General features: G+C 42.0%; 27 protein-coding genes. 15 read left to right on the top strand and 12 right to left on the bottom strand.

What is annotated here, in order from left to right; all coding sequences use genetic code 11:
• Window positions 1-292: 292 nt before the first annotated feature.
• Together H7T92_RS02020 and H7T92_RS02015 are read left to right on the top strand one after the other, a co-directional pair.
• Window positions 293-1,687, top strand: a complete 1,395-nt coding sequence (locus H7T92_RS02020) for an MFS transporter (protein ID WP_201036849.1) — start codon at window positions 293-295, stop codon at window positions 1,685-1,687.
• A 276-nt stretch (window positions 1,688-1,963) separates the two neighbouring features.
• Window positions 1,964-2,659, top strand: coding sequence for a VIT1/CCC1 transporter family protein (locus tag H7T92_RS02015; protein ID WP_201036848.1), 696 nt, complete (start codon window positions 1,964-1,966; stop codon window positions 2,657-2,659).
• A gap of 28 nt (window positions 2,660-2,687) precedes the next feature.
• Here the strand turns inward: H7T92_RS02015 and H7T92_RS02010 are convergent, their stop codons facing one another.
• From H7T92_RS02010 to H7T92_RS01970, 9 genes are all read right to left on the bottom strand, one after another.
• On the bottom strand, window positions 2,688-3,227 hold the full coding sequence (locus H7T92_RS02010; protein ID WP_201036847.1) for an NADPH-dependent FMN reductase: 540 nt from the start codon (window positions 3,225-3,227) through the stop codon (window positions 2,688-2,690).
• A gap of 304 nt (window positions 3,228-3,531) precedes the next feature.
• Window positions 3,532-4,590, bottom strand: coding sequence for an Rpn family recombination-promoting nuclease/putative transposase (locus H7T92_RS02005; RefSeq protein ID WP_201036846.1), 1,059 nt, complete (start codon window positions 4,588-4,590; stop codon window positions 3,532-3,534).
• A 349-nt stretch (window positions 4,591-4,939) separates the two neighbouring features.
• Window positions 4,940-5,863: an L-lactate dehydrogenase gene (locus H7T92_RS02000; protein ID WP_201036845.1), complete on the bottom strand. Its 924-nt coding sequence runs from the start codon at window positions 5,861-5,863 to the stop codon at window positions 4,940-4,942.
• A gap of 152 nt (window positions 5,864-6,015) precedes the next feature.
• A complete protein-coding gene (locus H7T92_RS01995; RefSeq protein ID WP_201036844.1) occupies window positions 6,016-6,891 on the bottom strand; it encodes an Rpn family recombination-promoting nuclease/putative transposase in 876 nt (291 codons plus the stop codon).
• A gap of 82 nt (window positions 6,892-6,973) precedes the next feature.
• Window positions 6,974-8,704 carry a DUF2075 domain-containing protein gene (locus tag H7T92_RS01990; RefSeq protein ID WP_201036843.1) on the bottom strand — a complete coding sequence of 577 codons (1,731 nt, stop codon included), beginning with the start codon at window positions 8,702-8,704 and terminating at the stop codon, window positions 6,974-6,976.
• Complete coding sequence (locus tag H7T92_RS01985; RefSeq protein WP_003006111.1) at window positions 8,701-9,039, bottom strand: nucleotide pyrophosphohydrolase; 339 nt, start codon at window positions 9,037-9,039, stop codon at window positions 8,701-8,703. Before H7T92_RS01985 ends, H7T92_RS01990 begins: the two co-directional genes overlap by 4 nt.
• Before the next feature lie 126 nt (window positions 9,040-9,165).
• Window positions 9,166-9,531, bottom strand: coding sequence for a TIGR02328 family protein (locus H7T92_RS01980; protein ID WP_201036842.1), 366 nt, complete (start codon window positions 9,529-9,531; stop codon window positions 9,166-9,168).
• Window positions 9,532-9,909, bottom strand: coding sequence for a YbgA family protein (locus H7T92_RS01975; RefSeq protein WP_201036841.1), 378 nt, complete (start codon window positions 9,907-9,909; stop codon window positions 9,532-9,534). It lies immediately after the preceding gene.
• A gap of 259 nt (window positions 9,910-10,168) precedes the next feature.
• Entirely contained in the window at window positions 10,169-10,426 is a 258-nt protein-coding gene (locus H7T92_RS01970; protein WP_003006102.1) for a SemiSWEET family transporter, read from the bottom strand.
• A gap of 288 nt (window positions 10,427-10,714) precedes the next feature.
• Between H7T92_RS01970 and H7T92_RS01965 the strand changes: the two genes are divergently transcribed.
• The 11 genes from H7T92_RS01965 to H7T92_RS01915 all read left to right on the top strand — a co-directional run bounded on the left by H7T92_RS01965 (window position 10,715) and on the right by H7T92_RS01915 (window position 20,676).
• The gene (locus tag H7T92_RS01965; RefSeq protein WP_003012241.1) at window positions 10,715-10,978 is read left to right on the top strand and encodes a SemiSWEET family transporter; all 264 of its coding nucleotides are present in this window, start codon (window positions 10,715-10,717) and stop codon (window positions 10,976-10,978) included.
• A gap of 537 nt (window positions 10,979-11,515) precedes the next feature.
• The gene (locus H7T92_RS01960) at window positions 11,516-12,220 is read left to right on the top strand and encodes an ATP-binding cassette domain-containing protein (RefSeq protein ID WP_201036840.1); all 705 of its coding nucleotides are present in this window, start codon (window positions 11,516-11,518) and stop codon (window positions 12,218-12,220) included.
• Between the two features lie 3 nt (window positions 12,221-12,223).
• On the top strand, window positions 12,224-13,321 hold the full coding sequence (locus H7T92_RS01955) for a hypothetical protein (RefSeq protein ID WP_201036839.1): 1,098 nt from the start codon (window positions 12,224-12,226) through the stop codon (window positions 13,319-13,321).
• A gap of 83 nt (window positions 13,322-13,404) precedes the next feature.
• On the top strand, window positions 13,405-13,809 hold the full coding sequence (locus H7T92_RS01950; protein WP_003016342.1) for a PaaI family thioesterase: 405 nt from the start codon (window positions 13,405-13,407) through the stop codon (window positions 13,807-13,809).
• Window positions 13,784-14,536 (top strand): HAD family hydrolase, encoded by a 753-nt coding sequence (locus tag H7T92_RS01945; RefSeq protein ID WP_201036838.1) that lies wholly within the window; start codon window positions 13,784-13,786, stop codon window positions 14,534-14,536. The genes H7T92_RS01950 and H7T92_RS01945 overlap by 26 nt, the downstream gene beginning before the upstream one ends.
• 127 nt (window positions 14,537-14,663) lie before the next feature.
• The gene (locus H7T92_RS01940; RefSeq protein WP_003016288.1) at window positions 14,664-14,999 is read left to right on the top strand and encodes a zinc ribbon domain-containing protein YjdM; all 336 of its coding nucleotides are present in this window, start codon (window positions 14,664-14,666) and stop codon (window positions 14,997-14,999) included.
• A gap of 337 nt (window positions 15,000-15,336) precedes the next feature.
• Window positions 15,337-15,972: a Pr6Pr family membrane protein gene (locus tag H7T92_RS01935; RefSeq protein WP_201036837.1), complete on the top strand. Its 636-nt coding sequence runs from the start codon at window positions 15,337-15,339 to the stop codon at window positions 15,970-15,972.
• A gap of 262 nt (window positions 15,973-16,234) precedes the next feature.
• Window positions 16,235-16,753: a bifunctional pyr operon transcriptional regulator/uracil phosphoribosyltransferase PyrR gene (gene pyrR, locus H7T92_RS01930; RefSeq protein WP_003001719.1), complete on the top strand. Its 519-nt coding sequence runs from the start codon at window positions 16,235-16,237 to the stop codon at window positions 16,751-16,753.
• A 46-nt stretch (window positions 16,754-16,799) separates the two neighbouring features.
• A complete protein-coding gene (locus H7T92_RS01925) occupies window positions 16,800-17,723 on the top strand; it encodes an aspartate carbamoyltransferase catalytic subunit (RefSeq protein WP_031577073.1) in 924 nt (307 codons plus the stop codon).
• A 125-nt stretch (window positions 17,724-17,848) separates the two neighbouring features.
• Window positions 17,849-18,940: a carbamoyl phosphate synthase small subunit gene (locus tag H7T92_RS01920; RefSeq protein WP_201036836.1), complete on the top strand. Its 1,092-nt coding sequence runs from the start codon at window positions 17,849-17,851 to the stop codon at window positions 18,938-18,940.
• Window positions 18,937-20,676: an ATP-binding protein gene (locus H7T92_RS01915; protein ID WP_201036835.1), complete on the top strand. Its 1,740-nt coding sequence runs from the start codon at window positions 18,937-18,939 to the stop codon at window positions 20,674-20,676. The genes H7T92_RS01920 and H7T92_RS01915 overlap by 4 nt, the downstream gene beginning before the upstream one ends.
• Before the next feature lie 37 nt (window positions 20,677-20,713).
• Here H7T92_RS01915 and pepT read toward each other — a convergent pair whose 3' ends face one another.
• The 3 genes from pepT to H7T92_RS01900 are packed head-to-tail and all read right to left on the bottom strand — an operon-like array spanning window position 20,714 to window position 23,510.
• Window positions 20,714-21,934 carry a peptidase T gene (pepT, locus tag H7T92_RS01910; protein ID WP_201036834.1) on the bottom strand — a complete coding sequence of 407 codons (1,221 nt, stop codon included), beginning with the start codon at window positions 21,932-21,934 and terminating at the stop codon, window positions 20,714-20,716.
• Between the two features lie 2 nt (window positions 21,935-21,936).
• Window positions 21,937-22,758, bottom strand: a complete 822-nt coding sequence (locus tag H7T92_RS01905) for a Cof-type HAD-IIB family hydrolase (protein WP_070587370.1) — start codon at window positions 22,756-22,758, stop codon at window positions 21,937-21,939.
• Window positions 22,755-23,510, bottom strand: coding sequence for a LexA family transcriptional regulator (locus H7T92_RS01900; protein WP_031577084.1), 756 nt, complete (start codon window positions 23,508-23,510; stop codon window positions 22,755-22,757). Before H7T92_RS01900 ends, H7T92_RS01905 begins: the two co-directional genes overlap by 4 nt.
• Before the next feature lie 195 nt (window positions 23,511-23,705).
• Between H7T92_RS01900 and H7T92_RS01895 the strand changes: the two genes are divergently transcribed.
• Window positions 23,706-24,143: a GNAT family N-acetyltransferase gene (locus H7T92_RS01895; protein WP_070587372.1), complete on the top strand. Its 438-nt coding sequence runs from the start codon at window positions 23,706-23,708 to the stop codon at window positions 24,141-24,143.
• Between the two features lie 66 nt (window positions 24,144-24,209).
• Window positions 24,210-26,036: a translation elongation factor 4 gene (gene lepA / locus H7T92_RS01890; protein ID WP_009731117.1), complete on the top strand. Its 1,827-nt coding sequence runs from the start codon at window positions 24,210-24,212 to the stop codon at window positions 26,034-26,036.
• The last annotated feature ends 285 nt before the right edge of the window (window positions 26,037-26,321 follow it).

The raw sequence follows: 26,321 nt of genomic DNA, 5'->3' as shown, positions 1-26,321 counted from the left end.
TCACGTTGCTTACTTTCTTCTTATTATACCATACTGGCGAGCCTTTCCTTTCGTTTGTAGAGACGTCATCAGTTGAGAATGCTGTTAAAATTTTCAAAACTTTTCAAAAACTCTTTGACAGGGGTCTTCATTTCCTCTATACTATTTGTTAGCTAACAAAACGATGAATCATGTTAACGTCAGCCCTGCTATGCTCATAGCAATTGGAATTGATGGGAAATGAGAGAGATAGGATGGATTTTCAGACCATTTTTACAACATTATAGAAAGATTTAGGAGGAATCAGACGTCCATGTCACAAGAAAAAATTTCAGCCAAGGTCCTGTATGCTATTTTTGCAACAGGGATCCTTTCCTTTTGCGGGGTGGCTGGGGAAACCGCTATGAATATCACCTTCCCAATATTGATGAAGGAATTTGAAATCAATACTGCAACCGTCCAGTGGGTTACGACCATCTATCTTCTAGTGGTTGCCTGTGTGGTCCCCTTGTCTGCTTATCTCAAACGCTCTTTTAAAATGAAGTCCATCTTTTTAGTTGGAAATCTTCTCTCTGTTTTAGGTGTTCTTATCGACTTCCTTGCTCCAAGTTTTGGCTTTGTGGTCCTGGGACGATTGGTTCAAGGAATGGGGGTTGGTTTTGCCCTTCCTCTGATGTTTAATATCATTTTAGAGCAGGTCCCAAAACGCAAGATCGGTCTCATGATGGGAGTGGGGACCCTGATTACAGCTATCGCTCCCGCCATTGGGCCTACTGTCGGTGGTCTCTTGACGGCCAACTTCGGTTGGCGGTCCATCTTTTTGGTTCAATTCCCGATCCTTCTAGCTTCGCTAGTTGCAGGACTTCGCTCCATTGAACAAATCAGTACAGTCAAACGAGAAACCCTTGATATCATGAGCCTTCTCGCTATTATTGCTTCATTTTTAGGCTTGATTTTAGGGATTCACGGTCTTTCTGATCATGCTTTCTTTAGTTTTTCTGTCCTTGGTTGGCTGGTGATTGGGTTCTTGGGACTGGTTCTCTTAGTCTGGCGGTCTAATCGCTTGGATACTCCCATTATCAACCTTGCCATCTTAAAGAACCCTCTCCTTACTGGCCATGTTCTTGCCTTTTTCACTTTCCAATTAGGCTCTCTGGCCATGAGTTTCCTATTGCCCAATTATGTCCAATTGGTCAACCACTCGAGCACCACTCTTGCAGCCTTGATGCTACTTCCAGGAGCCATCATTGGAGCAGGTTTTGCTCCTTTCTCCGGTCTCATTCTAGATAAGTTGGGCGCTCGCAAACCGATTCTCCTTGGAGCTGCTTTAATCCTTCTAGCCCATTTCCACTTCACCCTTTTTGCTCTGAAGCTGACAAATGGCTTGATTCTCATCTTTTACATGATCTTCATGACCGGTATGGGGCTTGCCTTTGGCAATATCATGACCAACGGACAAAAACAACTCTCTCTGGAAGAGCAACCCGATGCGAACGCGATCTTTAACACTCTGCAACAATTTGCAGGCGCTGTCGGAACAACCCTGGCTTCACTGATCGTTGCCATGAGCCAAGCTAATCAAAAGATGGACTTCACCCAAGCCACTGCTAAAGGAAGTCGCAACGGTTTTATGGTCTTATTTGCCTTGGGCATCTTCCAACTCCTTCTCTTATTTTGGGTTGTTGGGAAAGAACAAGATACGAATTAATTTTTCTCATCAGAAAACAGCAATTTGCTGTTTTTTTGTTATCCTTTTCTGACCCGTGTGACAATGCCATCAGTATCCTCAAAGGTAAAGTCACTTCCGCTAAATAAACCTTGCTAGAATAGGCGTATGCCCTATTCTTTCTTTTTTGCTTGCAATGCCAAAGATTATAACTTAAATTTCATTAAATTGTCGAACTTTTATCATTTGAGTTAAAATCCTTGCTTTCTTTTTGTATTTTATTTATAATCATTCTAAATAAGATAAAGGATACATTGTATGACTGAAATGAAACATGGAGTAGATGAATCATTTAGCGATCGATTGAATATCTTGAGAGCCGCTGTTCTCGGGGCCAATGATGGGATTATTTCTATTGCTGGGGTGGTGATTGGGGTAGCCAGTGCTACACCAAACATCTGGATCATTTTCCTATCTGGCTTATCGGCGATTCTGGCAGGTGCCTTTTCGATGGCGGGCGGTGAGTATGTCTCTGTTTCCACACAAAAAGACACGGAAGAAGCTGCTGTGAACCGCGAACAAGCCTTGTTGGATCGTGATCCAAAGTTAGCAAGAGACTCTCTCTACAATGCTTATCTTCAAAATGGAGAATGCGAAACTTCCGCAAAGATTTTGACAGAGCGGGCCTTTCTGAAACATCCCCTCAAAGCCCTGGTCGAAGAGAAATATGGTATCGAATACGAGGAGTTTACCAATCCTTGGCATGCTGCTGCATCTAGCTTCCTTGCTTTTTCGGTTGGTTCCCTTCCTCCAATGCTCTCTATCATCCTCTTTCCAGCTGCCTATCGCATTCCGGTGACGGTCTTCGTTGTTGGACTATCCTTGATCTTCACTGGCTATACCAGTGCGAAACTGGGAAAAGCACCAACCAAGCAAGCCATGCTTCGCAATCTCATCATTGGCCTTCTCACCATGGGTGTGACATACTTCTTCGGACAACTCTTTAGTATCTAAAAAGCTGAGACTTCTGTCTCAGCTTTTCTTATGCTTCTAATAATGCTTGTGCTTGTTTTTCCAGCCCTGCGACCGCTTCATCTGTCAAGACCAATTCACCTGTTTCCCAAGCTTCTGGGTTAACGGTTGTTCCAGTAAACTCTCTAACCACTTGAGTCCGAACGAAAGGCAAGAGCGCTTGGTAAGCCGCAAACATTGGTTCGTGTCCGGCATTGGCTACTGAAGAAACCGTTACGATCTTGTCTTGAAGGGCAGATGGACCACGCGTTTCTGACAGGTCAAGGGCACGGCTAAGCCAGTCGATCAGGTTTTTCACTACGCCTGGAATCGCAAAGTTATAGACTGGCGAGAAGATCCAGATGGCATCCGCAGCAAGAACCGCATCACGCGCTGCTTGCACAGATGGCAGGGTTGGTGTTTCCAAATCTTGGTTCATCATTGGGATGTCCTTGTAGTCCAAGTAAGTCACAGTTGCTTTTCCTTCAAGAAGACTTTCTGCTTTCTTAGCCATTTGGTGGTTAAAAGATCCTTGACGAAGGGATCCGACAATAAATAAAATGTTTTTCATAGTTGTTTCCTCTTTCTGTTGTAAGATTATTTATTACAATAGCTATTATACAGGATCACAATGTAATGTCAAGGATTACAACTCGTATTTTTAAACTTCTATTCCAGTTCACTAGGTGAGGGGCAAGAGGAGTGAGAAAAAAAGGTTGGATAAAAGTTTCCAACCTTCAATAAATCATAACCGTATAAATCTGTAGAGGATCAAGATCCAAAAATAACGAACTCCTGACGATCTTTACAATCCATTTTAGAACTACTTTTTTCTCAGCAAGTCAATTCTCAATCCCAAAATTCTGTTCTCGCTACTACTCCTCGTTAGACGAATCCGTAGCCAACATTTTTTTGATGGATTCGCAGGATAAATCTGTCATTTCAGCAATCATCTCGATACTCATCCCCTTCAAAGATAGTTTTTGAATCAGAGACTGCTGACCAGCTTGAACTCCCAACTCCATGCCTTCTTGTCTGCCTTGTTCCAATCCCTGTTCGAGACCACGCTCGAGTCCTTGTTCAAGACCTTGTTCGAGTCCCTGTTCAAGACCTTGTTCAAGACCTTGTTCGAGTCCCTGTTCAAGACCTTTTTTCAACCCTTTCTGAAAACCGGCTTCCAGTTGTTCTTTCCGAAAGGTATCCATGCTCATTTCCCAATTTTCTCTGATACGAATCCGTTCATCAATCATTTCTTTTTCCTCCCTTGTCCAATTTGATGGGATCAGGAGTGATTCTGCCTGCTCGATCACTTGGTCTGGTTGATGACTGAATGGGCGATTGCCAAAAAATTCAAGCCATTGTCTCCAGTGAGCATTCAACTCCGTATCTCTACTTTCATTATACTTATCCAACTCTAAAAAGGCAACCTTTAACATATTATGAGCTACTCCATCCTTTCGAGAGCTATAAAGAGGTGTCCCATCTACTGTATGGCGCATTTCATAGACATTGACAGGTGAATCTAAATGAGGAAAAATACTTCGCTCCAGGATAGCGATCCCATAGACCGGCTCCAGCTCCTGGTACATAGAATGGGTTGCCCCTTTCTTTCGCTTGCGTTGGACATTTTCTACCAGTTGATTGGCTAAATAATAGTGAAAACGATTCAAGAAATACTTTTGCTTCAAAACTTGAATCTCAATGATGACTTCAAGCCCACTATCTAGTCTTGCTCTCACATCAACGGATGTTTCAAAAGGAAGATCTCCTAAAAACCCCTGCTCATGGATCTGGTCTCCTTCTAAAATCTCAACGGACTCTACTGGCAGATCCAATACTTCGCGGATGAATTTGGCTGTCACATCCGGTAGACTAAAAATCTTTTTTGCCATTAAATCCAAGGTGGGCGATACATACTCGTGTCGTTTTTTCATAGCAACCTCCAATGATTTCGTGTAGGGAATCCCCTCACTTATACCATTCGAAAAAATTGCAGAAAAAAGGGAGTGGGAAAGAACTCTGACTAGTTAAAAAGAGTTCGTTTTCCCACCCCCGCATAGCTTCAACAGTCTCGGAGACTGTTGAAGGTTGTGGATAAAGGAAACTTTGTTTCCCTCATTAGGTTATCTTTGGAGCTTAAAAAGCGAACAAAGACTCAGGAAACTTGCTTCGCAAGTCCTATCTACCACCTCAAAGCAGTGCTTTGAGCAATCAACCACTGCGTCATACTTTTATGCCTATTATACATCGAAGGGTGGACAGTTTTTGCCCAGCCCCTCACTTTTATGCATGCTCCAACCCTTTTCGCGTATTTTCCTTAATGGTTTCGGCTGAATGGAGCAATTTTTCTTTTTCTTCTTCTGTCAAATGCAAGTCCAATCGTTCAAGAATTCCTTTTCGACCTACAATTGCTGGGTAGCCAAGATAGGTTCCATATTCTGGACGATAGTTAGACACAGGCATTTCCTCGTGGCTATCATTGATCACAGCTTCTGCCAAACGTTGGGCTGCTGCTACAATCCCAAAATTGGTATAGAATTTGCCAAAGAAAACCGTGTGGCCACCGCGCAAGGACTCGTAGTTGATGGTGTCAAGCTCTTCTTGAGAGAAGAGATCGGTAATAGCATGTCCCTTAACACGGACCTGACTCCAAGCGACAAATTGAGAATTCCCATGCTCACCGAGGTTGTAGCCTGATACACTAGCAGGTGAAACCTGCAAACGATCAGCGACTGCACGCTTCATCCGAGCTGTATCCAGTAAAGTCCCTGTCCCAATCACCTGCTCTTTTGGAAGGCCAGTATATTGTTGATAGAGTTGAGTGACGGCATCGACCGGATTGGTCACTACCAATAAGACCCCGCTAAAACCAGAAGCCTTCAAATCACGCGCCACTTGCACCACTTGCTTGCTGGTAAAGGGAAGCTCCGCAAAACGGTCATCAGTGTTATTAGCCTGCAACTCGATATTTCCAAGAGTCGACACCACGACATCCGCATCTTTTAAAGCTGCGTAGTCATTGACCGTGATATGAACCGGATACCCGGTATTGGCAACTGTATCACAGAAATCCAAGGCATCTGCCTTGACCTTTTTCTCATTGGTATCAATCAAGACCAAGTGATCACAGGTGTGTTTCAAAATCATGCTGTGGGCCAAGGTCGCACCCACATGCCCCAAACCAATAATACCAATTTTTCTTGTCATCAGAATCCTCTTTTCTAGTATCGATCACACTGTTGGTGAGGATAGCTCTTTGTTGACTCTATTCTACCACAATTCTAGAAAGGCGGATTGAAAAAATAGGAAAATTTTCAAGTTTTTTCAAAAAAGAAAGAGGCACTGCCTCTTTTAACGACTCAGGAAAGAAGAGTCTCAATCTCTTCAAGCGACAAACCTGTCATCTCTGATATCAGATCAGGTGTCATTCCTCGTGAGATCATCTCACATACCAACTGTTTACGACCTTGTTCGAGACCTTCTTCTCGCGCTTCGTCAATCGCCGTCTCCAGGGTCATATCATAATTTTCTTGAATACGAATCCGCTCGTCTATCATGGTCTTCTCCTCCTTGGTCCAGCTAGATGAATCCAGTAATGAATCTGCGTGGGCGACAGCTTGACTGGGAGCTTTTGTGAAGGGAAGATTCCCAAAAAATTCCAGCCACTGTCTGCCTGCATCAGTCAGGTTCTCATCTTTATTATACTTGTCTAGCTCTAAAAAGGCAACCTGCAGAAGATTTTGGTGCTTGCCATTTTTATAATAGGCCTTGAGTTGCTTGCCGGAGCGGCTATTGGTCAGCCAGTATTTATTGATGGCTGCCTCTTCGTCCAGTAAGAGCGACTTCTCCAAAATCGCAATCCCATAGACGGGCTCCATCTGCTCGTACATCTTATGTGTCTGGCCTTGCTGGCGCAGTTTTTGCACATTCTCCACCAGCTGATTGGCCAAATAGTAATGGAACCGATTCAAGAAATATTGCTGCTTGCGAATCTGGATCTCGATGATCACCTCGGTCCCGTCATGGAGCTTGGCTCTCACATCCACAGCAGTGGAGAACAAGTCATCTTCCTCATAGGCCATGCTGTGGGGCTGACTTCCTTCCACAATCTGAGCGTCCGCCACATCCAGCTCCAAAATGTCCCGAATAAATGCTGCCGTCACCTCCGGCAAACTAAAGATCTTCTTGGCCATGATGTCCAAGGTCGGCGATACATGCGCATGTCTTTTCTGCATCCCTGCTCCTTTTCGATAAAAAATAGAGGGAAGTTCCCTCTACTTCTATCATTCGAAAAAAATTTGGGAAATAGGAAGCATCTTATCTTGTCGCCTTTTTTAATGCTTGTTGAAGTTCTTCATCAACCGCATAGACATATAGCCCGTTAACTCCACGGGTGAGCAGAACATTTAACTCATTTCGCAATAATGTTTCTCCGTAATTAATCATTTCACCTGATTCAAGTTTTCTGTTTTGAACAGCACTTTTATTTTTGCTTTCACTTATATCAAAAATAATTTTCCCGTCTCTATATTTGACAGATGGGCCAATGATAACTCCCACATAATTTAGATCAAATCCCTGAACGGTAAACGTTGAGCCAATTTCATGAATCGTTTGAGACTGCTCTATCCAGGATAAATGTTTAGATTCTTTTTCTTTTGCAAGTTGTCTGTTCCACGGACAAGACCAGTCTCCGATACGGACACACCAATAGTCAGAATCCTTTGGTTTTGATTGACTACTGTATTCCCAATCATAGGTTGCTGTTAAGCGTGAAATCCCTAAACTCTGATTATCATTTTTTTCCATGATTGCACTTTGAAGTTCCTCAGGAGAATCAAAAACTCTAATATCATAATCATTATCAATTGGAACCTCATTTACAACTCCAGCATCAATCAGGTTTCTTATCCACTCAACTGTTTCTTTAGTTGCATGGATACGCATTTGGTTATGTAGCATAATGAGATTTCCTTTTAAATTGGCTTCATGTTCCAATTTCAAGAAAGCATCATCTGTCCATATTTGGGATTTATTCATGATCTGATTTTCATCATAAACTAACACGACCACTTTAGATTTAGCGAGTAAATCATTTAAATGATTCCCGCCTAAATAGGCTTGATTTTTTGCAGTCAATAACAAGTGACCTTCATCAACCACTACAATTCCAGCATCAGTTTTTTCTTTTTTCAGAGCATTTAAAAATTGAGTTGGTTTCATCACAACATTAATATTTGATCCACTCTTCCATTCCAATTTTTTCTCAATTTCTTGGTAAACACTGAGTTGATCATCATGATTCACAACCAAATTGATATCATTGTTCTCGCGAATCATCTGAGTATCTTCAGAATTCAACAAATCATCGATGAGGGAACTCATCAAAACTGTTTTCCCTGCACCAGCATCACCCTTTACTAAAATTAGAACTCCTGTTTCATTTTTACTAATGACAGATGTAATTTTGAGCAATATTTCATTTTTGGCCTTCACTTGTTCATCTGTTAACTTGTGAAATGGAGAAGATTTAAATATCGCTGAATTTCGAATAAAACTTTCTGCTGGGAATAAATAATGATTTTTCCTATTTAGGGTTCTCCATATCTTTGAGAAAATCTCGTCTAACTCCTCAGAAGTGTAATATTGGTTTTGAGGATTTCCTCTCCTATTCTGAACCCTTTCAACTTGGTCAACACTTGATAGGTAGAGCATTAACCTATTCTCAATATCCAAGGTCAAAGATTTATTGAAATGGTTATGCCCAATAACAAACATTTTAGAGGTTTTAGATTGTTCAAATTGTCGCCAGTCTTCTCTATCCTTCTTTATATCATCTGACAAATGCTGATTTGTTCTACGAATGATATCTGTTGTTTCTCCGACATAAACACTATACTTGTTTTTATTCTCATCGTTTACGATGTATACAGTTGGATAATCAAAGATAAGCTTAGAATGTTTCGGAGCAATCGTTTCTTTTAATTGATCAAATGTTCGATTTGAATAATCGATTTCTATAACTACGGGTGATTGAATGTTGCTCATTTTTTCTCCAAGTCCGTATATTTTTTATTATTTCCCTTGCTTAATTCTACAGGATATTTTTTTGCATTTATATCAATTTTCTCTTTTATAATTTCTTCTACATCCAGATTCAAATTATCTGCTAACATGAAAGAATACATAAAAACATCCGCAAGTTCTTCTTTGATTTCTTTTAATGACTTTTCAACTACTTCCTCTGATTGTTTCCACTGAAATAGTTCCAACAATTCGCTCGCTTCTAGTGAAATCGAAATGGCTAAATCTTTTTCATTATGAAACTTTCTCCAGTCACGTTCATCTCTAAATTGATTAATTAAGTCGATTAATTCTTTCATCCGTCTATCCTTTTCCTGTACATAATCTCCTATTATTATAGCATGTTTGGGAAAGAAATTAACGCTTTCAAAGCATTTTGTTGGGATTTGGCGCAAAAAAACGAACCTATTCTGGTCCGTTTTTTCTTAGTCTAGTTGAATCCCTTTTTCTGCTAGGTTATCCAAGCATTCTTGGAGGTAAGTGTCCTGATGCTCGGGATAGATAGGGGTGCTCAAGGCTTCCTCTTTCAGCTCTGAGTAGGCTGGGCAGGTCTTGCCTCGGTAGGTCGGCTCCCACCACTCTGGGCTGACCTTGTAGCCGCGAGCAGTCATCTCCTCCATAATCAGGCGGTGATAGGCATAGAGGCGATAAGGCGAGTAGTCAAAGACATAGTTGACCGTCGCGTGCTTCTTGCCCCAGCCATTGCCTCGAAGGGCGCAGCATTCCCGGTGTTGGCCCAGGAGCTGGGGACGAGGGAGTTTGCTAATCAAGTCTTGGTGCCACAGTCTCATCTATTGACCTCCTAGTAGTGTCGAGTCTTGCAAGTAGCGATTGGGGTAGCGCTCTAGGAGCGTTTGGATCCCCTTGATGAGATCCTCTTGGCTAGCTTGGCCATGCTGGTACTTTTCAAGTAACAACATGAAGTCGGCCTTTTCTTCAGGAGTCGCCTGCTTTTTGAAATAGCCCCAGATATGCTGGAAGGCATTGGAGACCTGACCACGATTTTCTGGCAAGGCCAGTGCTTGCTGGATCAAGCCTTCGACGTGGCTGACCTTCACCTGGTCTTGCTTGAGGTATTCCCGGATCTCCTTGTAAATGTTGCTGGAATGACTCAGCACCAGGTATTTATTTTTCGCCCATAGGACTTGGCAGTGATGTTTTTGATCCACTCGTGTCTCCTTTTGATCTTCTCTATGAATAGTCCTCCCATTATACCATGGAAATGAGTGAAGTTATAAAAAAGAGGCTGGGACAAAAGTCCTAGCCTCTCAATTGTCTTTAGATTGTCGAGCAAGACGCAGTGGTTGAGTGGGATCTACTACGCTGATTTCATCAGCTTTTACAGCCCTACTCAACTGTGCAGAGGTGGGACGATGAAATCGAATTATAACGAATTACCAATTTCTGTCCCACTCTCTCTTTCATTGATTACAAGGCTGTGATCGCTGTGATCAAACCAAAGATGATCCCTGGTGCATTAGCTGCAGCAAGTGGAATATCGCGTTCTTTTTTGAAGAGTCCGTAGTAAACCCAAAGGCTACAGTTGATGGCTGCGACAAGGGGTTGAACAAAGTTCCCTTTGTGACCTGCGAGGTTATCCATGATTTGTGGGAAGTAAGACACATACATCATAACAGACATAAAGGTCGCAACCCAACCAAGAATTTTCATTTGTTTTTCATTCATTTTGAAACTACCATTTCCTTTTCTTTTTTTAAAGTATGCACTATTCTACCTTTTGTCCTTTACAAATTCAAGTCTTTTTTTCAAATGTTACCGAACTGTAAAGTGTCACAATCTTGTGATTTTGCAGGAAGATGGATTTCTTTTCGAGTGAATTTTCTCTCTAGTTGCCATTTTTTGACACTTTGTCTAATTCTTTTGCAAATGTGATCGTTTTCATTTTGCGTAGCATGCAAATTAATTGCATTTTCTTCCTACTTATGCTATTATGATACACAGAGGTAAAATTTTATGAATAAACAAAAAATCAACCAAATCGTTGGCTCGATCGGTGCCTTTATTGGGATTATCGTTTTCATTGCCTACATCCCACAAATTATTGCTAATTTACAGGGAAATAAGGCCCAACCTTTCCAACCCTTGTCAGCTGCTATTTCTTGCTTGATCTGGGTCATTTATGGTTGGACAAAGGAACCTAAAAAAGACTGGATTTTGATCATTCCGAATTCGGCAGGTGTCATCCTAGGGGGATTGACTTTCCTTACATCACTTTAATAGAAAGTGAACAAAGACTGAACTCTACGGGTTCAGTCTTTTTTGTGTATCCCTTTGAAAAACAAAAACAATCGCAGTCGGTTTTCGTACAAAAAGAGGCTGGGACAAAGGTCCTAGCCTCTCAATTATTTTTGGATTGTCGAGCAAGACGCAGTGGTTGAGTGGGCTCTACTACGCTGATTTCATCAGCTTTTACAGCCCTACTCAACTGTGCGGAGGTGGGACGACGAAATCGAATTCTAACGAATTACCGATTTCTGTCCCACTCTCTTTTTTGCTTGTAAGGTAAAAGAAGTAAGAATATTCCATTCGTGCTTGAATCTGCTCAGAAAAAGTACTATAGTATAAGCATAAAATACAATTGTAATCTTTCATACTGTGAATAGAAAGAAGGCAAGATATGAAATTACAATTTAGAATCCTTATAGGAATTTGCTTCTTGATCGGTGCCTTAGTCTTTGCCTTTCAAAAGGAATGGTTATACGCTTTGCTGTTGCTTTTAGTTGGGGCTTCTTACCTTTATAAAGGAGTGCGTCGATGAAGAGTGAGTGTTTAAACATCAAGGGGCTAAACGTTTGGTATAAAAAAGGCAAGCCCGTTATAAAAGACACGAATTTGTTTGTACCCAATCATTCTGTAGTCGGGTTGATTGGTCGAAATGGAGCTGGGAAGACAACCTTGCTAAAAGCTTTAAGTAGTGTCTTTGATCATCGGCAGTATGCAGTTGAGACTGTTACCATAGAAGACAAGGGGACCTCTTTTCATACGAATTTCTATAAGAGCCGTACCTATACAGTTTTTACTGAAAACAACAGTTTTTTAAACTGGGATTTTGTTCACTATTTTAATTTTGTCTGTCGTTTGTATCATCGAAAGAGAGATGAAAAGGTATTGCAGGACTTGATTTCAGGCTTTCATTTTGAAGAATTTCTCAACACCGATATCGGTAGTTTGTCAACGGGAAATAAGAAGAAAGTCTTCTTGATCACAGCTTTTTATCTCAAACCTCCCCTCCTTATTTTGGATGAACCATTTGATGGCCTAGATTTTGATGCGACAGAATTTCTATATGGTTTACTATTGCAGTATAAAGAAGAAGGCTCTATTCTGATGAGTTCGCATATCGCAGAGAGTATCGTTCGGGTTTGTGATACAGCTTATTCTATTGAAGATGGTCACCTAGACGCGATCGAATCAAATTTAGAAGATTGGTTTCGGAACGTCAATCGTCAGAGGGGGTAGAGCATGCTACTAGCAATTTTTAGAGATTTGGTATCCAAAAATCGGCTCTTCTTGTTCTTGACTTCCTTAGCCTTTGCTCTTTATTACCATCTTGTTGGGGCAAAATTCTCTACGAGCTTTCAAGTCTTGCTGATCAGTACGGCTATTGTTACTGCTCTATCAACTTTTCAATTGCTCTATTCCTACTTTTCGATGGACAGGGTCCAGGCCTACTACCAACTTCCTTTGTCTCTCAATCATTTCAAAGGGTCTTTTCTTGCGGTAACCTTTCTTCTCAATTTACTAGAGCGCGTGCTGTTATTGATCCTCTTTTTAGGAGTCAGGTTAGATCTGCTACAATCCTTTAAGCTCGTCCTCCTTTCCTTACTGGTGGTATTGAGTGTGTTTTATATCTTTATCCAGTTCAATACCAGGACTAGTTTTCTAGGAGGAGTGCTCATTTTTGTAACGACTGTTCTTTCAGTATCTTCTTTATGGGTCCAACAAGTGTCCTATATGATCTTACTTTCAGCCCTCGTTGCTATCTTTATTTTTAAAAATGAGGACTTGATCGCGATTTCAAAACATGATCAGTTGCTCGTCGCAAAGAGAAGAAGTGGCAATTATTTTTGGATTTCCTTGTTTCAAGAGCGTTATTTTTCCATCAATTTTGTATTTACTCTCATTTTCCTCTTTCTCATTTTGATACAGGATTATGATGCTCCATTAAAAATCATCATCCTGTTAACAATTGCTTCTGTCAATACGCCATTAACCACCCTCATTTCCGCTGATAAAGATTTGATCGATCATGTCAAGTCCCTACCTAAGAGTCGGTTCTTTTACTTGATGTATTACCGTGTATTGCTGACCTATTTCTTATCTGTGAATCTATTTGTTGCTCTTTTATTAAAAATGGTGGTCATGCCTGACTTGGGGATCCTATTTTTACTAGGAGTGATGATTCTAGCAGTAGTGGAAGCTGTTTTGCACTTACTGATTGAAATCTATTTCCCTTTAAGAAAATGGAATTTAAAGAGAGAATGTTGGAAGCACCCAAGAAAATATATTGTGCCTAGTATCGTCTTCTTACTCAGTTGGAGTCTCCTTTTCTGCTTCTAAGGAATTGCCCCTTCGCTTGTATCTACTCCTTAATTGTAGTATGATAGAGGAGTTGAAAAGATGCTAGAAAAGGTGGCAAGTATATGAAAGATTTTCACTTTGATGCAATTGCTGCATTTGAAAATTATGAAATCGAAAAGATGAGAGATGGCCATGTAGTGGTGACAACCAAGGTCGTAGAATCATCGCTCAATTATTATGGAAATGCGCATGGAGGCTATCTCTTTACCCTGTGTGACCAAGTCAGTGGTTTGGTCGTGGTTTCTCAAGGTGTCGATGGGGTGACCTTGCAATCCTCAATCAATTACTTGAAAGCAGGGCGTCTGGGTGATGTCCTGACCATCCATGGCGAATGTGTCCACAGTGGACGGACGACTCGAGTTGTGGATGTTGATATTACCAATCAAGATGGGGCCAATGTCTGCAAGGCAACCTTTACGATGTTTGTTACGGGAGTGAGAGATGAATCCGCACAAGTACGCATTTAAAAACTATATTTTTGATTTTTATGGAACCTTGGTCGACATCGAAACCGATGAGTCGAGTCCCATTTTATGGGATACCATGGCTCAGATCTACCAATCCTACGGGGCAAGTTACACAGGAGAAGGTCTGCGCCTACGTTATAGAGAGTTGGTGCAACAAGCCGAAGAAGACTTGGCTAAGGAAAAACAAGTTGCCTACCCAGAGATTGATCTAACGGTCATTTTTGTGCAATTGTATTTAGAAGGTCATCCAAGTGGGAATAGTGTTGTCCACCTCAAAGAGTGGGGACGTTTGATTGCGCGGACTTTCCGTGTCCTTTCTCGCAAACGGTTGGAGCTTTATCCTCACACGAAAGAAGTATTAGAGGATATGAAAGCTGCAGGTTGCCGAATCTTCCTCTTATCTAATGCCCAAGCAGATTTTACCAATCCGGAGATTGATTTGGTTGGTTTAAGAGAACTTTTCCATGCCATTTACTTGTCATCTGATGCAGGTATTCGCAAACCTCAGCCAGAGTTTCTCTTGGAAGTGATGAAAGAACACCAGTTGAACCCTGAGAAAACGGTCATGGTGGGGAATGACTTTACGACGGATGTCGCTGTTGCCCAAAGTATTGGGATGGAGAGTATCTTGATCAATACCTTCCCATACTCTGATGCTGAACTGCGCGAGAAGAATCAAGCAGGTGTGCGCGTGATTCGAGACATTCAAGAATTGCAGGAAGATTGAAAAATATTATCTATGTAGGGAGGCCAAGTCGCCTCTTTTTTCTTGAAAATGCTACAGTCGAGCAGGATTTGTCAAATTTTCGCTTTCATGGTATACTATGAAAGTTAATTTGAATAAGGAGATAAAAATGAATAACTTACCAAACTGTCCAAAATGTAACTCTGAATACGTGTATGAAGATGGAGCGCTCTTGGTGTGCCCAGAGTGTGCGTATGAATGGAACCCAGCTGAGGTCGAAGAAGAAGAGGGTGTCGTAGCGATTGATGCCAACGGAAACAAATTGGCTGATGGCGATACGGTGACCTTGATCAAAGATTTGAAAGTGAAGGGGGCACCGAAAGATTTGAAACAAGGTACGCGCGTGAAAAATATCCGTATCGTGGAAGGAGACCACAACATCGATTGTAAGATTGATGGCTTTGGTGCAATGAAACTCAAATCAGAATTTGTGAAGAAAATCTAAAGAAAAGTACACAAATTAATAGAGTTATTTAAGTTTATAATGGAACTTTCCGCTGTGAGAAAAGTACTTGAAACAGTATTGATTCAAGTACTCGGGAGTTTTGAAACTTTAGGTTCAAAACTAATTGAACACGGGCTACGGATTCTGTCAAAAAGATAAGTTCTCCTAGAATCGAAAGATTCTGCGTCAAACTTCCTATTTTGACTTTATCCGTATACGCCCTTTGTATCTTAATAAGTCATGGAACTTCGTAGAAGTTCGCTGACGTCCGTCCTCACTTAAGGAAAGTTCCTGATTAAACTGAAGGGCCTAGCCCCTTTTCTTTCAGGAGAATACTATGAAATCCAAACTATTATTTAGCTATCGTTTTCTATTGTTTATCTTAAGTGTACTCGGTGTTTATCTGCAACTGACCAAGCATGGTGGCTTTGGCATGATGCTCTATTACACCATTTTATCTAACATGTTGGTCATGTTCTTTATGGGAGACATGGTTTGGCGCATGGTTCGAGGTCGTTCGACCCAGACTCAGGGCTACCTTCGTATGAAAGGCGCCGTTACCATGTCCATTATGATCACCTGTGTCATCTACCACTTTATGTTGGCGCCTCTTGCGACACCAGAGAAGTTTTATCGTTTGGAAAACTTCCTTTGTCATTACATCGTTCCTCTGATGTTCTTCTTTGATACCCTAGTGATTGATAAAGCCAAGCAATACCGTAGACTCGACCCCTTCCTTTGGACCTTGATTCCCCTGGCTTACATGCTCTTTGCCCTTCTCAATGGGTTGGTATTGAAGTGGCCTATTCCAGGTGCAAAAGATAGTCCCTTTGCCTATTTCTTTATCAATGTTAATAAATACGGCTGGGCTTTTGTGGGCAAATGGGTGGTGATCATTTTTATCGCCTATCTCTTGGCTGGCTATGTGCTCTATGGGATTAAAAATATCAAGCGAAAATCAGCTGTTTCTTAGTAAAAACCGAACATTATTTGAAGGAAAAGTCATGTTTTTAAATTTTTTTGAAAAATATTGAGTTTTTTCTTGCATGTCGTTTGAAACTGTGATATAGTTATCTCAATTAAATAAATCCTTTAATCCTGTCCCGTGAGGCAGGCAAGGAGACTGTGAAAAACAATGGCTAGGACCATAGGGCGAGACTCTATCCTCTTAGACCATTCATTTGCTGAACCTCCTTGAAAAAGGAGGTTTTTCTTTTACAACTAAGGAGGACTGAATGAAAACCAAAGAAGTCGTTGATGATTTGACGATGAAACGGGCCATTACCCGGATCACCTACGAAATCATTGAACGAAACAAAGATTTGAGCCAGATTGTGCTGGTGGGGATCAAGACGCGTGGTGTTTACATCGCTCGCCGGATCCAAGAACGCCTCTCTCAGCTGGAACAAATCGATGTCCCTGTAGCAGAACTAGATACCAAGCCTTTCCGAGATGACATGAAGGCGACAGAAGATACGACGGTCTTACCAGTTGATATCGCTCATAGAGAAGTCATTTTGATCGATGATGTCCTCTATACAGGTCGCACGATTCGCGCTGCCATTGACAATCTGGTCAGTCACGGTCGTCCTGCTCGAGTGAGTCTGGCGGTTCTAGTCGACCGTGGGCATCGGGAGTTGCCGATTCGTCCGGACTTTGTTGGGAAAAATATCCCGACCAGTAAGTCAGAGGAAATCATTGTCGAGATGGTGGAGCTAGACGGTCAAGACCGCGTCCTCATCAAAGAAGCTTAAACAAATTGTAAACTATTTGCATTCACATTATAAAAGGAGAATCAACATGTCTGAAAATCAAATCGCTCTTAAAAACCTTGTCTCAATGGAAACTCTTACCAATGAAGAAGTAATGGCATTGATCAAACGTGGGATTGAGTTCAAAAACGGAGCTAAAGCATCCTACGAAGACCAACACATCATCTCAAACCTTTTCTTTGAACCTTCAACTCGTACCCACAAAGCCTTTGAAGTGGCAGAGTTGAAATTGGGATGTGATCTCCTTGACTTTGATGTGAAGACAAGCTCTGTGAACAAAGGGGAAACACTTTACGATACCATCTTAACCATGTCAGCTCTTGGTGTAGATGTCTGCGTCATCCGTCACCCTGAAGTGGACTACTACAAAGAATTGGTTGAAAGCCCAACGATCACAGCTTCAATTGTCAACGGGGGAGATGGATCCGGTCAACACCCAAGTCAAAGTTTGCTTGATTTGATGACCATCTATCAAGAGTTTGGTCATTTTGATGGACTTAAGGTTTGTATCGCTGGGGACTTGGATCACTCACGTGTGGCAAAATCAAATATGCAAATCTTGAAACGTTTGGGAGCAACCCTCTACTTTGCAGGTCCAGACGAATGGAGAAGTGCGGAATTTGAAGACTATGGAACCTTCGTCACTATCGATGAAGTCATTGAAGATGTAGATGTGATGATGTTCTTGCGTGTGCAACACGAACGTCATGATTACGAATCACTCTTCTCTAAAGAAAACTACCACCGTCTTCATGGTTTGACTCAAGAACGTTATGACCGTATGAAAGATACAGCGATCTTGATGCACCCAGCACCAGTCAACCGTGACGTTGAAATTGCGGACCACTTGGTAGAAGCTCCTAAATCACGCATCGTAGAACAAATGACCAACGGTGTCTTTGTCCGTATGGCCATCATTGAAGCCGTCCTTAAAGGTCGCGGTGCAAAATAAGATAACTGACAATTCATTGAAAGGAAAGGAAGAGGACAGAGTAGACAGCTACATGGAATCTGACTTTCCTTTTTTTGAGGAACTATGATAAAATTGGATTAGTGTAAAAAGAAGGGAGGGGTTCGATGAAACGATTATTGGTCCTAGAGGATGGGACTGTATTTGAAGGGGAAGCCTTTGGTGCAGACTTATATGTGACTGGTGAATTGGTCTTTACGACTGCCATGACAGGCCATCAAGAATTGATTACGGATCAGGCTTTTAGTGGCCAGATCCTCTCCTTTACCTTTCCAGTTATTGGCGCAACAGGGATCAATCGGGATGATTCTGAATCCATTACACCGACTTGTCTGGCAGTGGTGGTTCAGCATTTGGTGGAGATGCCGAGCAATTGGCGGCAACAGATGACCTTGGATGAGTTCTTGAAGCGAAAAAAAATCCCGGGTATTATGGGAATCGACACGCGTCAGGTTGCAAAAATTGTCCGCAAGTATGGACGGATGAAAGCGACTGTGATTAACAAGGGTGACTCGATAGAACATATCTTGGATCAGTTGCGGGCAACGGTCCTTCCTAAGGACCAAGTGCGTCAAGTGTCGACAAAAACGGCCTATGCTGTACCAGGTTTTGGAAAGAGTATTGCCTTGATTGATTTAGGTGTCAAGCACTCTGTCTTGCGCCAGCTGAGTCAAAGGGACTGTAATGTCACTGTCTATCCCTATGATATCTCTTATGATGAACTGATGGAGCAGCAACCCGATGGCGTTATTTTATCCAGTGGGCCTGGCGATCCCCATCAGGTAAAAAAACTCTGCCGCTTGATCAAAAAGCTCAATGGTCAGATTCCAATCTGGGGCATGGGCTTGGGAGCCCAGCTGCTGGCTCAAGCATACGGGGCTGAGCTAGCTCCCATGGAAGTTGGACACTTCGGATTAAATATTCCTGTACGTGAAATTGCGACAGGAAAAATCGAGATAACGAGTCAAAATCACTTGTATAGTATCGCACGCGATAGTCTACCTCATGATTTATTGGTCACGCATGAAAACGTCAATGACCATAGTATTGAAGCTTTTCGTCATCGTTACCAACCGATTTTAGGGGTTCAATTCCAAGTGGATGCGAGTCCAGGGCCAAGGGAAAATCTCTATTTTTACGATGAATTTTTAGAGTTGATTGATGCCAAAATTCACGAAAGTAGAAGGGAGAAGGAATGATGAAACAAAACCAGAAATTGCTTCTCCTATGTGGAGATTCTTATCAGGATATTAGCCTCTTGGCTGCGGTAAATGAAGCACAAAAACTTAATGCCAAGGATGGAAATGCTCTTGTCCTTTATCTGGGCGAAGAAAATACTATCACCCAAGAAGCTGGAGAACAGGTTGTGGTCAGCAAGCTCAAGCTGGATGCTCTTAGGACGACTCTTCTTTCCTATACTGGATCTCACTTGCTCTTAGCCTTTGCGGATAAACAGATTTTGAATCTCTTGTTTCGTTTGGAGGAAACTGGATTTTTCAAAGACGCATCGATTAGGATTATCGGACCGAGCCTCCAACGCTACCGGACCTTTTATCAGCAGGCGGATCAACGACGTCTCTTTCAAGAGTTGGGCTATCAAGTACCCGCTTCCGCACTGGTTGGTTCTGTTCGAGAAGCCATTGAGTTTTCTGAAGGCATTCAATTTCCCATTATGATCTGGCCGGTAGCGAGTAAGCAAGGGCAGGGACGAAAGATTGCTCATAACCTGGATGACCTGTGCGAAGCAGTAGAAACGGGACTTTCGGTCTCTCCAAGTCAACAGTGTTTGCTAGAATTTTCGACCTATGGTTTTAAGGAACTGGATTTTGTGGTCATGCGGGATCGCGAAGACAATCACTACCTGGCAGCCTCTATCGAAAGCATTGATCCTGTCGGGATCCACTCTAGTGACTCTTATCAATTTATGCCAGCTGTCACCCTGACTGACCGGGAGTTTCAAAATCTTCGTGAAGCAGCGATCCACATCAGTCGCTATTTGAAGCTGACAGGAGCCATTTCGATCAAGTTTGCTCTTGATCCGACGAGCTATGCTTTTTATATCCTAGAAGTTAATCCATTTGCTTCCGATAGTATCTCGATGGCCTCTATGGGCTTGGGCTATTCCTTATTTGAGCAAGGAGTAGAGCTGCAATTAGGGCGGTCTCTCGAGCATTTGCCTCATCCCCTATTAAAAGATCTAAAGGCCGTTTACGAACCAAGTTTGGACTATATCTTCTTTAAGATTCCGATTTTTTCTGATGCTGCTAAAAATGCCCGTCTCAATACCCAAATTCACTCTTATGGGGCAGTTTATGGATTTGGGAAGAGAATCGATGAAGCTTATCAACAAGCCCTAGAAACCATTAAAGGTAAGAACTTGCTGACCATCTTTCCTGAGGAAATGAGCGATGATGAATTAATCCAGAAAATTGCTCGTCATATGCCACACAGGCTCTTCTATATCTTAGAAGCTCTGAAACGTGGTTTTGAGTTTGAGGAACTCTTGGATTTGAGTAAATTAGCACCTGTCTATTTGCAGGTCCTAGCCAACCTTGTAGCGATGGAAAAAGCAACAGAAGTTGCAACACGCCCAGCCTTGCTTCCGGTTGAGCCATCAGCTGGCTTATATGAGGTCAAAGCAGGAGCAGCCTATTATCTGACCCAAAACGGAACCAATGAATCATTGGCTTTGGACGATGCTTGTGTCTTGGTGGATGATCTAGAAATCTGTGATGAGCGTTTTTACCAAAAGGTGAGAAAGCGGGTGAAAGAGCTGAAAGAAAAAGGACAACAGGTGATCTTACTCACGAATCGTCCTTTTACAGAATCTTTGGCAGATAGAGTCTATTATCTTCCGATCAATGAGACAAGCCTTCACCTGATTCAGACCATTGATCAGGTCAAAGATATTGTCCAGCTTTCTAATAAACAATAAAGGATCCGGACAATCTATCCGAATCCTTTTTTGTTTCTTATTTTTTGGTCACAATACCGATAATGGTATCAACTGCGCGTTCCATGGTTTGGAGGCTAACGTATTCAAAGCGACCATGCATGTTTTCGCCACCGGCAAAGATATTTGGTGTTGGAATCCCCATAAAGGAAATTTTAGATCCATCTGTACCACCACGGATTGGTTCAATGATTGGAGTGATTCCAAGATCTTCCATAACTTCCTTAGCAAGGGTAATCGGTGTCATATCTTTTTCAATTACTTGCTTCATGTTATAGTACTGATCTTTGAGGGTGAGGAGAACGCGTTCGCTACCGAGTTCCGCATTCATCTGATCGGCAATAGATTGCATAAGGTCTTTGCGTTTCTCAAAGCTTTCAGTTTCAAAGTCCCGAATGATGTAGCTGGCACTTGCTTCCTCGACAGTTCCATCGATGTTCATCAAGTGGTAGAAGCCTTCATAGCCTTCAGTTAATTCTGGACGTGCTCCTTCAGGGAGTTTGTTATGAAAATCAATGGCCAATTGAAGAGCGTTGATCATTTGACCTTTGGCTGTACCTGGGTGGACATTGCGTCCTTTGAAGGTGATTTCAGCTCCAGCTGCTGAGAAGGTTTCGTATTGAAGCTCTCCGAGAGGACCACCATCGACAGTATAGGCAAAGTCTACGTCAAAATCCTCTGCATCAAATTGATCTGCCCCGACTCCGATTTCTTCATCTGGACCAAAGCCGACACGGATTTCTCCGTGTTTGATTTCAGGATGAGCTGTCAGGTATTCAATAGCTGTCATGATTTCAGCGATACCAGATTTATCGTCTGCACCAAGAAGAGTAGTACCGTCAGTTGTGATCAAGGTTTGTCCCTTGTAGTTATTCAAATGAGCAAAATCAGCTGGATCGAGTGTGAAACCAGAGTCACAAAGGGTAATGACACCCCCATCATAATTCTCAACGATTTGTGGATTGACATTTTCGGCATTGAAGTCAGCGGTATCCATGTGAGAGATAAATCCAATCTTGCGTGTAAAGCTTGGATCGTTAGCTGGAAGTGTTCCAATAGCATAGCCGTTTGGCAAATAGTAGACGTTTTGAAGACCCACGCGTTTCATTTCAGGGATCAAGACATTTGTTGCAAAATCAACTTGTGATTGGGTACTTGGAGTGGTTGTAGAATTTTCATCTGAACGTGTGTTAACCTTTACATAGGTAATAAAACGGTCCAACAAATTTTGGTATTTCATGATTATTCTCCTTTTTCAGTTTCAATTAATTTGTGAATAGCATGGGCCACACCATCCTCATCATTGGTCAGGGTGATGAAGTCTGCGATTTCCTTGACAGCAGCATTGCCATTTCCCATAGCGACGCTGTAACCAGCAAAACGTAGCATTTCAAGGTCATTGTTTGCATCTCCAAGAGCCATGACCTGGTCTCTCCTGTAGCCTAATGTTTGGCTTAATGCTTGAAGAGCAGAAGCTTTGCTCGCACCTTTTGGCAAGATTTCAAACAAGATATCCTGTGAACGAACAGTGTTAAACTCGGCCTCTAATGCAGCCTCGTTCTGAGCTTGGAAGGCATCAATAGCAGAAGGATCTCCTACGTACATGGCTTGAAAAATAGGAACAAGGTTGGGCAGATCCTCTTCAGAGACAAGTGTCGGTTTAGAATTAACAATGCCCGCATCCATCGTGACAAGTTCACTGGCTTCAGGTGCGACCACTAAGTAGTGATCCATGTCAAATAAGGTTAGCTGGACGTCTGTATCTTCCGTCAAAACATGCAACCGGTGCATGTCCTCAAGGCCCAATTCTTCCTTGCCAATGATTTCCCAATTCTTAGTAGACAAGGTTGTACACCCGTTATTGATAATCATATAGTAGTTACCATCCGGAAGATCAATCTCTTCAAAGATAGGACGGACCCCCGCTAAGGGGCGACCAGTACAGATCACAATGTCATAGCCGGCTTCATGGGCCCGGTGAAGAGCTTCAATATTGCCTTTAGAGAGAGACTTATCCTCATGCAAAAGAGTTCCGTCCAAGTCAATCGCAATTAATTTAATCATTTGATTTCCTCCAAATCAAGAGGCACAAAGCCATCAATCACTTTTCCAATCACCCCAGGTTCCTCATCTAGTGGAATGATTTGATCACTATATTTCTTATTGAGGGAAACCAGTCGAATACCGTTGGCCTCACGAAAGACACGTTTGATCAAAGTTTGTCCATCAAAATCAATGGCATAAATAGCCCCTGCCTGATCATAATAGGTTTGCTTGATTAACACAACAGCCCCTTTTTCGTATTTAGGCTCGAGGGAATCCGTATGAATCCAAAAAGCCAAATCGTAAGGAATCTTTTGATCAAACCAGACGATATCAGCTTGCTTTTGATTTTGGTAAGCTGCAAAAGAATCATAGACAGAATAAGAGTGGTATTGCTTTTCAATCTTCTGTCTTTCTTTCTGATGGGTCAAGAGACTCTTTCCATAAGAAAGAAGATTTTCTTGATTTCCTTCATCGAGCTGTTTATACAATCGTTCAATCTCTGAATCAATGACCACAAAATCATTGCGTAATCGCGGGTCAATTTCAGCAACCGCTACCTGGAAAAAGGCTGCAATCTTCTCTAAATTTTCAGGAACGGGAAGAGAAGTTCCTTTTACATATCCAGTCAGGGTGCTTGCAGGGATTCCAGTAATACGAGATAATTCGATCTGCTTTTTTCCTTGTTCTTTCAGTAATTCTCTGATTTTTTCCGATATAATCCGTAATGCCTCTTTGTCTTGAGGGCTTGCTTTTCCACGACCTCTGGCCAACGTACTCACCTCCTTGTATTTACCCTTACTATTATAATGAATTAAATCGAAAAAGTAAATAGAAATCCCTGAGAAATGCGAAAAAAGATGAATTTGATCTAAATCGGATTTTCATTTTAAATTTTATCAGATATTCCTTTACTTTTTGAGGAAAAAGATCTAAGATAAGAGCAAAGAGTTCATGGAGGTGGAGCTATGATTCGTACTGTTCAAGTCAAAGATGCAGGTCAAATTAGAGATTTATGTCACCAGTCTTTGGGTTATGATTCAACCCTTGAGAAAGTTGCAGCTCAGATTGATAAATTTAATTTGCCAGATTCAGATCATTTTTGCTTTGTTTATGAAGAGGAACAAACAGGAAATATTCTTGGTTATGTGGAAGCGGAAGTCTATGAAAGCCTTTATAGTGACGCTGGTTTAAATATTTTGGGTCTTGCGGTTTTTCCATCTGCTCAAGGACGTGGGATCGGTCGCCAATTGATGGAGCGAGTTGAAGAACTTGCCAAAAGCAAGCATTATGCTTTTATTCGTTTAAATTCTGCCTCTCATCGAAAAGAAGCTCATCTCTTTTACGAACGAATAGGCTATGAGGGTAATAAAACGCAGAAGCGATTTTTGAAAATAATGAATTAAGATAGGCAAAGGCCTATCTTTTTTGTTATAATGAAGAGTACGATTAAATTTACTAGGAAGATGATTATGCCAAATTTTGAAGAATTAAAAAAACGACAAGAGAAGATTCGGAACTTCTCGATCATCGCCCATATTGACCATGGAAAGTCAACCTTGGCCGATCGAATTTTAGAAAAAACCGAAACCGTGTCTAGTCGGGAAATGCAAGCCCAACTTTTAGATAGTATGGACCTGGAACGGGAACGTGGGATTACCATCAAGCTCAATGCCATCGAGTTGAACTACACAGCTAAAGATGGGGAAACCTATATCTTCCACTTGATTGACACACCGGGACACGTGGACTTTACCTATGAGGTTTCGCGTTCGCTGGCTGCCTGTGAGGGTGCGATTCTCGTAGTGGATGCCGCTCAAGGGATTGAAGCCCAGACTCTAGCCAATGTTTACCTTGCTTTGGACAACGATTTGGAGATTCTGCCAGTTATTAACAAGATTGACTTACCAGCTGCAGATCCAGAACGTGTGCGCACAGAAGTAGAAGATGTCATCGGCTTGGATGCCAGTGAAGCAGTCCTAGCTTCTGCCAAGGCTGGTATTGGGATTGAAGAGATTTTGGAGCAGATCGTTGAGAAAGTTCCTGCTCCGACAGGTGATGTTGAAGCGCCACTTCAAGCCTTGATCTTTGATTCCGTCTATGACGCCTATCGTGGGGTTATCCTTCAGGTTCGAGTGGTCAATGGAATGGTCAAACCTGGCGATAAGATCCAGCTCATGAGCAATGGAAAAACCTTTGATGTCACTGAAGTTGGGATCTTTACTCCTAAAGCAGTTGGTCGTGATTTTCTTGCAACTGGAGACGTTGGTTACATTGCAGCCTCTATCAAGACCGTTGCAGATACCCGTGTCGGGGACACTGTGACCTTAGCAACCAATCCAGCAAGTGAGCCACTACATGGGTACAAGCAGATGAACCCAATGGTCTTCGCTGGTCTTTACCCAATCGAATCTAATAAATATAATGATCTTCGTGAAGCCTTGGAAAAATTGCAATTGAATGACGCTAGTCTTCAATTTGAACCTGAAACATCGCAAGCGCTCGGGTTTGGTTTCCGTTGTGGTTTCTTGGGACTTCTTCATATGGACGTTATCCAAGAGCGCTTAGAGCGTGAGTTCAATATTGACTTGATCATGACAGCGCCGTCTGTTATCTACAAGGTCAATTTGACTGATGGCGAAGCACTAGATGTGTCTAATCCATCTGAGTTCCCAGATCCAACCAAGATCGCTTCGATCGAAGAACCTTATGTTAAAGCACAAATCATGGTGCCACAAGAGTTTGTCGGAGCTGTCATGGAATTGGCCCAACGCAAACGTGGGGATTTTGTGACCATGGATTACATCGATGAAAATCGGGTTAATGTCATCTATCAAATCCCACTTGCGGAAATTGTCTTTGATTTCTTTGATAAATTGAAATCCTCTACTCGTGGCTATGCGAGCTTTGACTATGAGTTGTCTGAATACCGTCCTTCTAAATTGGTCAAAATGGATATCCTCCTCAATGGCGATACTGTCGACGCTCTCAGCTTTATCGTTCACAAGGACTTTGCTTATGAACGTGGTAAGTTGATCGTTGAGAAGCTTAAGAAGATTATCCCTCGTCAACAGTTTGAAGTGCCTATCCAAGCAGCCATCGGTCATAAGATCGTAGCCCGTACAGATATCAAAGCCCTTCGTAAGAACGTCTTGGCCAAGTGTTATGGAGGGGACGTCTCACGGAAACGCAAGCTTCTTGAAAAACAAAAAGCCGGTAAGAAACGGATGAAAGCCATCGGTTCGGTAGAAGTGCCACAGGAAGCCTTCTTATCCGTATTGTCAATGGATGAAGAATAACAATTAGAGAGTGGGACAGAAATTGGTAATTCGTTAGAATTCGATTTCGTCGTCCCACCTCCGCACAGTTGAGTAGGGCTGTAAAAACTGATGAAATCAGCGTAGTAGAGCCCACTCAACTACTGCGTCTTGCTCGACAATCCAAAAATAATTGAGAGGCTAGGACTTTTGTCCCAGCCTTTTGTTTTAGGTTCAAAAGAAATAGACTGAATAAGAAAGGTTCCATCAGATGTGACACTTATCCTATTTTAAAATACCCACTTTCATGGTAGACTAGAGGAAAGA

The organism is Streptococcus parasanguinis, assembly GCF_016648855.1.
Taxonomy (GTDB): Bacteria; Bacillota; Bacilli; order Lactobacillales; family Streptococcaceae; genus Streptococcus; species Streptococcus parasanguinis_L.
This window is presented reverse-complemented; position numbering and strand designations above follow the sequence as displayed.